Raw genomic sequence first — 12,724 nt, 5'->3', positions numbered from 1 at the left:
TCCCCCGCCCAAACTTGTTCCGATATTACTGAAGCAGTTTCAGTACAGCGGAAGGCAGTTGGTTGGCTTGAGCCAGAACGGAGGTCGAAGCCTGCTGCAGAGTTTGCTGCTTGGTCAGGTTAGCAGTTTCTGCGGCGAAGTCGGTGTCTTGTACACGACCCTGTGCAGCAGTGGTGTTCTCAACGATGTTCTGCAGGTTGGAGATGGTGCTGGTCAGACGGTTTTGCGAAGCACCCAGGCTGGCACGGGTATCACCGATCGCAGCGATAGCAGCGTCGATTGCAGTGATAGCGGCGTCGATATTGGTACCGGCGGTAGCAGCGTCAGTACCGGTCAGAGCCAGAGTACCTTTGTCTACGGACAGGCTCACGGCGTCGAACTTGGAGCTCAGTACCAGGTCGATGTGGTTGGCAGTACCAGTGTTTGCGCCAACTTGCAGAGTCACAGTACCAGCCGAACCGTCCAGCAGGTTTTTGCCGTTCAGGTTGGTGGAAGCAGCGATACGGCTGATTTCGTCGGACATATCGGCGAATTCAAGGTTGGTTGCTTTCTGGTCAGCAGTGCCGTTGGTGCCGGTACGTGCTTTAACAGCCAGTTCACGCATACGCTGCAGGATGTCGGTAGTAGCTTGCAGAGCGCCTTCAGCGGTCTGAGCAACGGAGATACCGTCGTTGGCGTTCTGGATAGCCTGGTTGCCACCGCGGATTTGCGATTGCATACGGGTGGAGATCTGCAGGCCAGCGGCGTCGTCTTTAGCGCTGTTGATTTTCAGGCCGGAAGACAGGCGCTGCATCGAAGTCGACAGAGCGTCGGAAGCTTTGTTCAGGTTTTTCTGAACGTTCAACGATGTGGTGTTGGTGTTTACTGTTAAAGCCATGACGAATTCCTCGTTGGTTGGGTACTGCGGCTTCCGGCCCTGGCAACCGCCGGGTATGGCCTAGAGAACCTTCGTAATAGTTATCGTCGGGAATGCAGGTTGCTTGAGGGCTTTTTAAAAAATATTTGCCATCACCCTGCCACCCCAGAGAAAACAAAGGCTTAGCCGCCCCTCACTTTCGAAAAAATGACGCCATAAAACCGACCACTGCGCAAACCTGCGGGCCAGCGCGGTTGCCCGCCCTCAGGCTGGCATGGCCGTCAGCAGTTCGATCAGTTCGTACTCCATGGAGTCCGCCAGCCCCAACCAGTCCTGGCGCTCCTGACAATCGAGCATTTGCGTCAGCACCTGCGCCCACATCTGCTGGACATCCGCAGGCGCGGACTGCAGTAACTGCTGCGCACCCTCGAAGACCTCGACCATGCTTAGCGCCGCCTCGACGTCACGTCCCAGTCGAAACAGACTTGCGCACTCGCGGCACTCGTTGATGCATTGCGCCATTGCCGTCATTGCACAAACTCCTGATTGAATTGTGTGCCGGCGATCAGCGCGCCCGCTCTGCTGCTATTGAAAAACTCAACCTGGGGATGGGCGGCGATGTAGCGTTCCAGAACACATAAATAGCCACGGAAGTTCAGTTGTGTGCTGACGCGCTGACCATGCCCGTCACGCACCCAATGCCGCGCCTGATTCACACTCGGCCCAAGTTCACCGTCATTCCAGCCAGCATGGGTCTTGTTCATCGGGAAGGCGAAGTCGGCGCCAAACAGAGTGATGCGCGTCGCGCCCATTTTCACGGCAAGGTCCACCGCCGGATGAATCACACTGCCGCCGACATGCAGTTCGCCTCGCGGATATTCCTCGCGCAATGCGGCATAAACCGGGCTGGCGGAATAGCCGCCGTAGCGCTTGCCCTTCCAGGCGCGCAAAACCTCGGGGTCGCTCATCGGCAAATAGACCAGAGGAATGCCTTCGGACTGTTCAAATGGCAGATGACGGAAGCTGATGAGCTGATCGATGCTCACCACCAGATCCGGCACCACACCGTGCTCACGCAGCGGTCGATAAGCGGTGTCGACACAGATGAACAGCGGACGCTGCGCCTGAGCCCGCACTTTCGCCAGCCGTTCAAAATGCCCCTCCAGCGTCGGCCCCGTGGCGATCACGTAGACGTCCCGGTCGACGCAAGTGCCGAACAGTTGCGCCACATCGTCATCGCCCAGCAGCATTGGCAAGCAATCCTGCAAGCGTTGCTGAATGACCGGCGACCGCGGATCGAATTCACGATTGTTGAAGCTCAGGTGCACTTCACTGACCAGTCGATCACGGATCTTTGCGTTGAAGTCATCAGCCAGCAGCATCTCGGCCGGCAGGGCAAAAAACGGCGTGCAGATATCAGACAGATCACCGGCGTAAAACAGTTCCACGCGCGGATCGTCCAGCCACTGGCGCTGATCAAGCAACTGCACGACCAGCGCAAACAGAGCGCCATTGAGAATATGCACATACAACCGCTCAAGCCCGGCGCGCTCCAGCAACACCGCAGGCAAATCGCCTAGGCCGGTGCCGTAGACATGCAATTGCGCTTTATCCGCCAAGCTGACTGCCTGAACACGAGCTTCGTGAGTACGGTCATGGCGACTGGTGAGTTGAACGCCATTGACGCTCAGAGTCGAACCCAGCCCCTGCACCAACTCAGCCTGAACCGCCGCACTGTCTTCGGCCATCAAGCGCTCGAACAGCGCCGGCCAGCGGCGCTGAAGGACTTCGGCGTTGGCCTGGAAAAACTCGCTCATGGCGCCTCGCGCTCCGTTTCAGGCAAAAAAATAGCGTTCAAGGTTAACCTTGAACGCTATTTTTGTATCCGCCGTTTTTAATCAGGCTCAGGGGCGGAAGATGATCGCCGAGCCCCACGACAGACCGACACCGAAACCACTGAGCGCGACGCGCTGCCAGGCGGAATCGATTACGTGCTTTTCCAGTAGCAGCGGAATACTCGACGACACGGTGTTGCCGGTCTCGACCATGTCCTTGATGAACTTCTCAGGCTCACCTTCAAAGCGTCGCGCCACGGCATCGACAATCGCCGCACTGCCCTGGTGAATGCAGAAGGCGTCGATGTCATCAGCGTTGAGGCCGGAATCATCGAGCAACTCGTGCAAGTGCGCCGGGACTTTGAGCAGCGCAAAGTTGAACACCTGACGACCGTTCATGAAGAACACACCATCGGTGACTTTCAGGTGTGGCGCGCCGGAACCGTCAGTGCCGAACTTGGCCTTGCCCAGCGCCCAGGTCGGATTTTCACCCATCCAGGTCGCGGTGGCCGCATCACCGAACAGCATGGTGGTGTTGCGGTCTTCCGGGTCAACGATTTTTGAATACGGATCGGCGGTGATCAGCAGGCCGTTCTTCAGGCCGGCGGCCTCCATGAAGCCCTTGATCGCGTAGATGCCGTAGACATAACCGGAGCAGCCCAACGAAATATCGAACGCGGCGACATTGGTCGGCAGACCGAGTTTGTCCTGCACGATCGCAGCAGTGTGCGGCAAGCCTTCTTCATCACCGTTCTGGGTGACAACGATCAAGGCATCGATCGATTCACGCTTCAGTCCAGGGTTGCTGGCAAACAGCGCATTGGCTGCTTCCACGCACAGATCGGAGGTTTCTTGATCAGCGTCTTTGCGCGGCAGGAATGCCGAGCCAATCTTGCCAAGGATGAACTCTTCATCCTTCTCGAATTTTGCACCTTGTGCGTAATTGTCCACGCCGGCTACAGGAACGTAGCTCGCAATGCTTTTTATGCCAATCATTACGGCTTCCCAATAAAAAACAGCCCAAGACCACCGCTCGCAAGGATTTGAGGGGCGCCGACAAACAGAAAATGGTTGCCACGACGGGCAACCAAGGGGAGCGCAAAGGGCTATCACTGGAACCAAAAAAGGGCCAGGCGCCATCTCCCCGATCAATACAATACAGTGAAGATGCGCGTTATGACTCGCAGGTCACGCTATTTTGCCGAATCCATTACAGATTGGGTTATTCGACCAATGACCAATCCAGCGGCGTACCGCGCTTGATCGACGCGCGAGCGCAGCGCCCGAGCACGGCATCGGTGTGCTTAGGCGGCAGGCCGAGGCCGGGGCGAATGGCGCGCAAATTGTCCTGCGTAAAGGGGTCACCGGCGGCCATGTCGGCGGTCACGTACAGCGAGCGGCGATACACCACCGACTTGAGTTCGGCTTCGGTTGCGCCGTATTGCACCTTGCCGAGCGCTTGCCATGCGCGTTCGGTTTCCACCACCAGGCTGGCCATCTCGGCCGGCTCCAGCGAGAAACTGGCATCCACCCCGCCCGCCGAACGGTCGAGGGTGAAGTGCTTTTCCACCACCGTCGCGCCGAGCGCCACGGCCGCCACCGAGACGCCAACGCCCATCGAGTGATCGGACAGCCCCACTTCACAACCGAACAAATCACGCAGGTGCGGGATCGTCCGCACATTGCTGTTTGCCGGAGTCGCCGGATAAGTGCTGGTGCATTTGAGCAACACCAGATCCTTGCACCCGGCTGCACGGGCGGCGCGCACGGTTTCATCAAGTTCGGCGATGCTGGCCATGCCGGTGGAGATGATCAGCGGCTTGCCGGTGGCGGCGACACGGCGAATCAACGGCAGGTCGGTGTTTTCAAAACTGGCGATCTTGTACGCCGGCACGTCGAGGCTTTCGAGAAAATCCACAGCCGTGTCGTCGAACGGCGTCGAGAACGCGAGCATCCCCAGCTCCTTGGCGCGAGCGAAGATCGGCGCATGCCATTCCCACGGTGTGTGAGCCTGCTCGTACAAGTCATACAAAGAAGTGCCGGCCCACAGGCTGCCCGGGTCTTTGATGAAGAACTCGCCTTCCGCCAGATCCAGCGTCATGGTCTGGGCGGTGTAGGTTTGCAGTTTCAACGCGTGCGCGCCGGCCTTGGCGGCGGCTTCGACAATTTGCAGGGCCACGTCCAGCGACTGGTTATGATTGCCGCTCATCTCGGCAATGATGAACGGCGGCGCATCGGCACCGATCAGACGGTCGCCAATCTTGAAACTACTCATGAACGGTGTTCCCTTTATTCAAACTGGAGTTCGGCCCGTCGGGCAGCAATTGCGCATCGTCCAGTGTGGCGTCACTTGACTTGAGCACACCATCGGCCAATGCCGCGGCGACTCGCAATGCACCGCGCCCATCGACCATTTGCCGAGAACGTTCGGCCAGGCTCTGGCGCAGATAAAAATTAGCGGCGACAAAACCAATCGCGTCACGCAACTGCGCAACGCTGACCTGCTCGCGCGCACCCATGAATACATGTGCGCCCGCTGCCGCCATGACTTCACCGTTGACCTGCTGGTTATTCGACACCGCTATACAGATCGTCGGCAAACCCAACGCCGCACGCTCCCAACTGGTGCCGCCACCGGCGCCGATAAACAGATCGGCCTCGGTCATGGGTTGATGGAAATCGCTGACAAAACTGTGCAGACGCCAGTTTGGCCGCGTTTGCGCCAGTGCCTGCATCTGCGCCCATGCCGGGTTGTCGACACCGGCGACGAAGTCCACTTCAAGTTCAGTAAAATCGGCCAACGCCAACATCGCGTGATGGGTCTGCATCGCCGCGTCGAAACCGCCGAAGTTCACCAGCACTCGCCGGGCTTCGGGTTTGATTTCGATCGCCGGGCAATCGAACTCTTCACGCAACATGGCATAACGCGGGCCGAGCAGTGTGCGGCAGCCCTCGGGCAACAGCGGCGTGTAGTTATCGCTGAGGCCGGACAGATTCTGATTGAGCAGCAAATCAACGCTGTAGCGCCGAGTGGCGAGATCGTCGACGGCAGCAATACGCGGCGCCCAACGCCGTGCGGCGGTCTGCCAGTGATGATCGAGGCCGTAATGATCGACGATTATCCAGTCGAATTCGGCGTGATCTTCCAGCAGCAAATCCAACGCATCAATGTCGGCCTGCCACGGCAGCATCGACTCGATGGCCTGCTGCGGGTCTTCATCGGGATAAAATTCAGGCAGTGCGAACGTCTCGAAACCTTCGGCGCTCAGAGCATCGAGTCGATGCCCCGGCAACTGCCGACAGCCAAACGCGACATGACTGCCCTGCTTGCGCAGCACCCGCGCCAGCGTCAGGCAGCGGGCGATATGGCCGCTGCCGATGGTGGGTGAGGCGTCGGCGCGAATCAGGATTCTCATTGCAACTCTCCGCCGGCCTTGAGCGCGGCGTAAAGGTATTCGGCACGTTTCCAGTCTTCAGGCGTATCGATGTCCTGCACCAGATGCCGGGGCAAAATCACCGGCAGGCTGACGGGCGAATAGACCACCTCGCCGCGCAGCCACGCATCCGTGCGGCCCCAATAAAACTGCCCGGCATCCTGAAACGCTTCGGGCAGATCCTGCGAACGGGTGTTGCGAAACTCGGGATACAACGCCGTCAACGCGCCCTGCCCGTCCAGCGTCAGCGCACGCTGCACCGGGAACCCGAAGTTGCACACGGAGAAGGCGAAGGATTTATCCGGCTGTTGCGCCAGCAACTCAAAGCCCTGACGCAGATAACGCGCCTGCAACAAGGGCGCCGTGGCGTACACGCAGCAGGCGTAATCAAAGGCCGGCAGTTGCTGCAAGGCATGCACGATCACCGCTGCGGTGCCGGTAAAATCATCCGCCAGATCGGCCGGGCGCAAAAACGGCACATCAGCCCCGTGCACCCGCGCGACCTCGGCGATTTCTTCGTCATCGGTACTGACGACGACTTGATCGAACAAGCCCGAATCCAGCGCCGTACGAATCGAACGGACAATCATCGGCACGCCGTCGAACGGCGCAAGATTCTTGCGCGGGATGCGTTTGCTGCCCCCGCGCGCCGGGATGATTGCAATGTTGCTCACGTTGCCCTACTCCTCAATCAGCAGCCGGCGCAATTGCTCGACCACGTAATCCTGCTGCTCCTCGGTCAGCAGCGGAAACATCGGCAGGCTGATCGCCTCGGCGTAATAGCGTTCGGCTTCGGGAAAGTCGCCCTCGGCAAAACCCAGTGCCTGATAGTAAGGCTGCAGATGCACCGGAATGTAGTGCAGATTCACGCCGATGCCGGCCGCGCGCAAGCCCTCGAACACCTGGCGGTGACTGAGGTTGATGCGCTCGGTCTGCAAGCGCACCACATACAAATGCCAGGCTGATTCCGCGTCCGGTTGAGCGCTGGGTAACGTCAGCGGCAAGTACGTCAGCAACTGCTCGTAGCGCGCTGCCAACTCACGACGCCGAGCGATGAAGTCATCCAGCTTGGCCAGTTGCGACAAGCCCAGCGCGGCTTGCAGATCGGTGATCCGGTAATTGAAGCCCAGCTCGATCTGCTGGTAGTACCAAGGGCCGTGGCTGGGCTCGGTCATCTGCTGCGAATCGCGGGTCATGCCATGGCTGCGCAGGCGTTGCAGGCGCTCGGCCAGGGCCGGGCGATTGGTCAGGACCATGCCGCCCTCGGCACTGGTGATGATCTTCACCGGATGGAAACTGAACACGGTCATTGCCGCAAACTCACCGCAACCCACCGGACGCCCGGCGTAAGAAGCGCCGACCGCGTGGGAGGCATCTTCGATCACGGTGAAGTTGTAGCGCTCGGCCAGCTCGCCAATCTTGCGCATGTCGCAGCTCTGCCCGGAAAACGCCACCGCCACCAAGACTTTTGGCAGTTTGCCGTCCTGTTCAGCCTGATCCAGTTTCGCCGCCAACGCGTAAGCATCGAGGTTCCAGGTCAGCGGATCGATGTCGACAAAATCCACGTCGGCGCCGCAGTAACGCCCGCAATTGGCCGATGCCAGGAATGTATTCGGCGTGGTCCACAGGCGGTCGCCCGGGCCAAGCCCCGCCGCCAGACACGCAATGTGCAGCGCCGCCGTGGCGTTGCACACCGCCACGGCGAAATCAGCCTGGCAACGCTCGGCCACAGCCTGCTCGAAGCGCTCGATGGTCGGCCCTTGGGTCAACCAGTCCGACTGCAACACCTCAACGACGGCATCGATGTCCGACTGATCGAGACTCTGCCGGCCGTAAGGGATCATACCGAGAGCTTCGCGTGCAGCGCCGCGATCTGTCCGACCGAGAGGTAGTGCGGATTGGTGTCGGAGCGATACTCAAAATCTTCACTCACCGCACGCCCATGCTCGCCAAGTTTGTCGACGGCAAAATCGACATCGACGCTGGTAAAGCGAATCGACGGCTGGATGGTGTAGTGATCCTCGAACTCAATAGTCATCCGCGCATCGTCCAGCGGCACCATCAACTCATGGAGTTTTTCCCCGGGACGAATGCCGACGTTTTTGTGCGGCAGATGTTCAGCCATGCCACGGGCCAGATCGACGATGCGAATCGACGGAATCTTCGGCACGAACACTTCGCCACCGTGCATCCGCGCGAAGCTGTCGAGCACGAACTGCACACCGTGGTCGAGGGTGATCCAGAACCGTGTCATGCGCTCGTCGGTAATCGGCAGCTCTTGCGCGCCATCGGCGATCAGCTTGCTGAAAAACGGCACCACCGAGCCCCGTGAACCGGCCACGTTGCCGTAGCGCACCACGGCAAACCGGGTTTCCTGCTCGCCGGCAATGTTGTTGGCGGCGACGAACAATTTGTCCGAGAGCAACTTGGTCGCGCCGTACAGATTGATCGGGCTGGCAGCCTTGTCGGTGGACAGCGCCACAACCTTTTTCACACCGTTGTCGATCGCCGCGGCGATGATGTTTTCCGCGCCGTTGACGTTGGTGCGGATGCATTCGGTCGGGTTGTACTCAGCCGCCGGCACCTGCTTCAACGCGGCGGCATGCACCACGTAATCGATGCCGCGCATGGCCTGACGCAGGCGGTCAGCGTCACGCACGTCACCGATGAAGTAACGCATGCACGGCGCGTTGAACGTCTGCTGCATTTCGTATTGCTTGAGCTCATCACGGGAGAACACCACCACGCGCTTGGGCTGGTACTGCTCCAGCAAGCGGCGGATGAAGTTGCGCCCGAACGAGCCCGTGCCGCCGGAGATGAAGATCGATTTACCGTTGAACATGTGTAATTCCTGTTCCCTGTCCGACGGACTCAAGCCAGCAACTGCGACCAATTGATCGAAGTGTTTTCAGCCAGGGTAAAGCCTTTGCCGGTCAGGGCCAGGTTGGCGTTGTAAGCCGGGTCCTGGGCAAAAGCGCTGCTCCATTTCTCGCGCAATGCGGCCAGCGCCTCAGGGGCTTGCGGCAATTCACCGGTGTGCAACACCTGGACCAGCGGCGTCCACACGGTGAGGTAACCAGCCTGCCCGGCCTTGAGGCACAGATCAACATCGCTGAAGCCATCAGCGAAGGTCACTTCATCCAGACCACCGAGCGCGTTGAACAACTCTTTGCGCACCATCAGGCACACCTTCGACACGGCCGAATAGTTCTGCTCGACCGACAGGCGCTGCATGTAACCCGCAGCACTGTGTTTCTCGCCAATGAACGCCGAACCGACGCCACCGTTCAGACCGAGAATCAAACCCGCCTGGGAGATTTTCCCGTCACGGCTGACCAGTTTGGCACCCACGATCCCGACTTCCGGACGCTGGGCATGGTTGAGCAACGAGTCGAGCCAGTTCGGGTTGACGACTTCTGCGTCAGCGGCCAGCAGCACCAGGTATTCACCCTGCGCCTGCTCGCTGGCAGCGTTATACAGCGCCACTTCGCCGAGTGTTTGATCGGCGCGCAAGACATTCACTTTCGGATGGCGCAATGCACCCAGCCAGTCATTGACCGCTGCCGACTGATTAGCGTTTGCCGCCACCAGTACTTCATAACGGTTGTAGCGGGTTCTGAGCAGCAGGCCTTCCAGGCAGCGGCGCATCACTGGCAAGTCATCAATGACCGGCAGAATAATCGACACCATCGGCTGTTCAGTGTGGCGGTAATCAACCTGCCAGGTGCCCGGCGCCGCCGAAGTCACTTTGGCCTGGTAGCCACGATTGCCCAGATGGCGCAACAACGCCTGACGCTCGTGGGCGTTTTCTTCCAGCGCTGCTGCTTGTGTGATCAACAACGGCTCGTCGAGATGCGCCAGACCGTCGAGGCCGCCCTGCTCAATGATGCGCAGCAGCAGGTCGAACTCCATCGCTTTGCTGAAGTCGGCCTGATAACCGCCGACCTCCAGCAGCACGTCGCGGCGCACAAGCCAATGGCGTGCCATCAGCGACGGGATGCTCTGCAGCAAATCAAGATTGAAGCCAGGGCGGAACACGTCCACCAGCGCACCTTCTTCAGTGCGCTGGATTTCATCAGTGGCCACCGCGCGAAGCCCCGTGGCCGACATCAGTTCCAGGCCGGCGCGCAGCAGGCCGCTCGGCGTGAATTCATCACCCACGTTCGCCAGCAGCAACCAGTCGCATGGAGATTGCGCGGCGCTCAGGTTCAGTTTGTCGACGAGGCTGCCCGGCGTGACCCGGACAAAGTGCAAGGTGTTCTGAGCGGTGGTCGCGCTCTGCGGCTCGCCCGTGGTGAAGACGACGATTTTGAAAGCCTTGCTGTGACCTTCGACGAGGCTGTCGAGTGTCACTTGCAGCTTCTCGACGTTGTTGTCCAGATCCAGCAGGAAGATGCCGAATTGTGGACCGCCATTGTTCGCCGCCAGATGCCTGGCAATCAACGCAGCCTGTTCGGCGTCCGGCTTGCGAGCCGCCAGCCAGTCGAGCAAACGGCCCGAGCGCATCTTGCTGAAGACCGGGTAATGATCGGTGTCCGCCACTGCCGCCAGACGAGCATCCCACTCAGCTATCTTCTGCGCTTGCTCTTCTTCGCCCAGGGTTTGCAGTTGCGCCGTCAGACGCTTGAGCACAGCGCGGTTGAACGCGTTGCTGTCATGGGCCTGCCACAACCGGTCGACGACACTTTGCGCCGTATCGTTATTGCGTGCCTGCAGCAGGTATTCCTGCCGGGTCCACACACCCTCGAGTTTTTCCAGTTGAATGCGACCGGCCGGCATCGCGTGCAGCAAAAACTCGAACTGGGTCAGCAAGTCAAAAAAGCGCTCGTTGTAGAAAGGCATCTCGACGTATTGGCGTGGCCCGAATTTGCGCTCTGGTGTCTTGGTAAGGTTGCTCCAGGTGGACTCGAAAATCAGCTCGGTCGTCAACGCCCGTCCGGAGACCAGGCTGTCCGTCATGGCCGCGAAGCTTTCCAGGGCCAACGCCTTGCGCTGCGCCTGGTCGAGATCGGTGATACCGGTCGGCAAGGAGGCGAGGAATTCGGCAAAGGCTTCGCGCTCGGTCACCGACTTGGTATCGGTGTACGACAGCGCGTGGTAGACCTCGGTGTTGTGGTCGGAGAAACCGATGTTGATCTCGCGCACGACATAAGGAATCGGCAGAATGCGCGCCTTGGCGTTCGCCAGCAGGTAGTAGGTGTGGCCGATTTCCTGCCATTCGAAACTGGTGCCCGGCGGCAATGCCGCGTACCAGTCCTTGATGATCGAGGTGCGGCACACGCCATAGAACGGCGGCACGTACTGGTGCATGAAATCGAGAACGCGATCCTCGGCACGCTCCGACGCGTAGTCTTCGCAGATTTTCTTGTCGCGTCGGTAGTAGCTGACGCTGCCGGCCAGCGCCAGGTACATCAGGCAGTAGCCGTGGCACAGCCCGTAGTCGCGGTTGGCCTCCAGGAAGTTGACCGACTCGGCCAGCGATTCATGCAGGATGAAATCGTCGTCAGCCGCGAACACCATATACGGCGTCGTCAGTTGCTCGACGCCGTAGGTCAGTTTGGCCTGCATCCCCCAGTAGGCGAATTGCGGCAGGTGCTGATAATCGACCGCGGAAAAATCACCTTCCGGGCGCTCGGAAGAAGAATCCAGTACCAAAACCTTGCAAGGCAGGCCGCTGTAGTACTGCAGCGCTCGACGCAAAAAAGCCGGGCGGTTGTGGGTGATCAGTACCACCGTCAGCAACTCGCTCAATGGCTGCTTGTTTTCAGAACCGTACTTGCCTTGCATAACTTCTCCCCACTACCGGCGAAACCGCCCGAAAAACACTTTAATGATGGAACGGATCAACGAACCCGACGCAGATAACCGTCCGAGGCGACCGTGATCAGCAGCTTGTCTTGCATCTGCTGGTCAATCTCGAAATCCTGATTCTCTTTGAGGTAGGCCCAAACCGCGGTTTTCGGGTTGTCACCCGGACCCCACGGGCGATCCGGGAAGGCATCGGCCGGCATGTCTTCAACCACGGTGTCCATGACCACGCAGTAGCTGTCCACCGAGACGAGTGGTGCATAAAGACGCAGCTCTTCGAGGACATGGTCGTGGGTGTGGTTGGAGTCGAGCACCACGATCACTTTCTTGCCGGCCGCAGCCTGACGAACCTGCTCGACCACTGCCGGATCGAGGCTCGAGCCTTCGATCATGCTGATGCGCTTGATCATCTGATGGCTTTCGATGGCCTCACGGTTGTGCGCACGGATGTCGCGATCGATGCCCAGCACTTCGCCGTGGCCCTGCAATTCGAGCAGCGAGGCGTAGTAAATGATCGAACCGCCGTGGGCGATACCGCACTCGATCACCAGGTCTGGCTTGATCCGCCAGATCAGTTCCTGCATTGCCATCATGTCTTGCGGCAATTGAATGATCGGACGACCCATCCACGAAAAGTGATAGGTGTATTTGTGTTTGGCCGACTGGTTGTAGAACTCCTGGGCCAACGCCTTCAGGTCCTTGTCCTGGCCCTGGGCAATCACTTCGGCCTGGCACTCCGCCTCGAAGGCTTTGATTACGTTATCGCTCATTGTCCGGTCTCACTGAAAAGT

10 protein-coding genes and 1 pseudogene are annotated in these 12,724 nt (G+C 59.4%); all 11 read right to left on the bottom strand.

Features of this window, described 5'->3' with window-relative positions; translation table 11 throughout:
• Positions 1 to 25: 25 nt before the first annotated feature.
• The 11 genes and pseudogenes from H8B20_RS02205 to H8B20_RS02155 all read right to left on the bottom strand — a co-directional run bounded on the left by H8B20_RS02205 (position 26) and on the right by H8B20_RS02155 (position 12,703).
• Positions 26 to 877, bottom strand: coding sequence for a flagellin domain-containing protein (locus H8B20_RS02205; RefSeq protein WP_210622236.1), 852 nt, complete (start codon positions 875 to 877; stop codon positions 26 to 28).
• 243 nt (positions 878 to 1,120) lie between these two features.
• Complete coding sequence (locus H8B20_RS02200; RefSeq protein ID WP_210622235.1) at positions 1,121 to 1,387, bottom strand: hypothetical protein; 267 nt, start codon at positions 1,385 to 1,387, stop codon at positions 1,121 to 1,123.
• Positions 1,384 to 2,673, bottom strand: coding sequence for a motility associated factor glycosyltransferase family protein (locus H8B20_RS02195; RefSeq protein ID WP_210622234.1), 1,290 nt, complete (start codon positions 2,671 to 2,673; stop codon positions 1,384 to 1,386). The genes H8B20_RS02200 and H8B20_RS02195 overlap by 4 nt, the downstream gene beginning before the upstream one ends.
• A gap of 87 nt (positions 2,674 to 2,760) precedes the next feature.
• Positions 2,761 to 3,687, bottom strand: coding sequence for a ketoacyl-ACP synthase III (locus tag H8B20_RS02190; protein WP_210622233.1), 927 nt, complete (start codon positions 3,685 to 3,687; stop codon positions 2,761 to 2,763).
• Between the two features lie 226 nt (positions 3,688 to 3,913).
• The gene (gene pseI, locus H8B20_RS02185) at positions 3,914 to 4,966 is read right to left on the bottom strand and encodes a pseudaminic acid synthase (protein WP_210622232.1); all 1,053 of its coding nucleotides are present in this window, start codon (positions 4,964 to 4,966) and stop codon (positions 3,914 to 3,916) included.
• 25 nt (positions 4,967 to 4,991) lie between these two features.
• A pseudogene (gene pseG, locus H8B20_RS02180) lies at positions 4,992 to 6,107 on the bottom strand (UDP-2,4-diacetamido-2,4,6-trideoxy-beta-L-altropyranose hydrolase); the annotation flags it as partial.
• The gene (gene pseF, locus H8B20_RS02175) at positions 6,104 to 6,799 is read right to left on the bottom strand and encodes a pseudaminic acid cytidylyltransferase (RefSeq protein WP_210622231.1); all 696 of its coding nucleotides are present in this window, start codon (positions 6,797 to 6,799) and stop codon (positions 6,104 to 6,106) included. The pseudogene pseG and the gene pseF, both read right to left, overlap by 4 nt.
• A gap of 6 nt (positions 6,800 to 6,805) precedes the next feature.
• On the bottom strand, positions 6,806 to 7,969 hold the full coding sequence (pseC, locus tag H8B20_RS02170; RefSeq protein ID WP_210622230.1) for a UDP-4-amino-4,6-dideoxy-N-acetyl-beta-L-altrosamine transaminase: 1,164 nt from the start codon (positions 7,967 to 7,969) through the stop codon (positions 6,806 to 6,808).
• A complete protein-coding gene (gene pseB, locus H8B20_RS02165; protein WP_210622229.1) occupies positions 7,966 to 8,967 on the bottom strand; it encodes a UDP-N-acetylglucosamine 4,6-dehydratase (inverting) in 1,002 nt (333 codons plus the stop codon). The genes pseC and pseB overlap by 4 nt, the downstream gene beginning before the upstream one ends.
• Positions 8,968 to 8,996: 29 nt before the next feature.
• Positions 8,997 to 11,912: a glycosyltransferase family 2 protein gene (locus tag H8B20_RS02160; RefSeq protein ID WP_210622228.1), complete on the bottom strand. Its 2,916-nt coding sequence runs from the start codon at positions 11,910 to 11,912 to the stop codon at positions 8,997 to 8,999.
• A gap of 56 nt (positions 11,913 to 11,968) precedes the next feature.
• The gene (locus tag H8B20_RS02155) at positions 11,969 to 12,703 is read right to left on the bottom strand and encodes a cephalosporin hydroxylase family protein (protein ID WP_210622227.1); all 735 of its coding nucleotides are present in this window, start codon (positions 12,701 to 12,703) and stop codon (positions 11,969 to 11,971) included.
• Positions 12,704 to 12,724: the final 21 nt, after the last annotated feature.

Source organism: Pseudomonas sp. P42 (genome assembly GCF_017973755.1).
GTDB classification, from domain to species: Bacteria; Pseudomonadota; Gammaproteobacteria; order Pseudomonadales; family Pseudomonadaceae; genus Aquipseudomonas; species Aquipseudomonas iridis.
The sequence above is the reverse complement of the archived record's forward strand: the minus strand, read 5'-3'. Positions and strand labels throughout refer to the sequence as shown.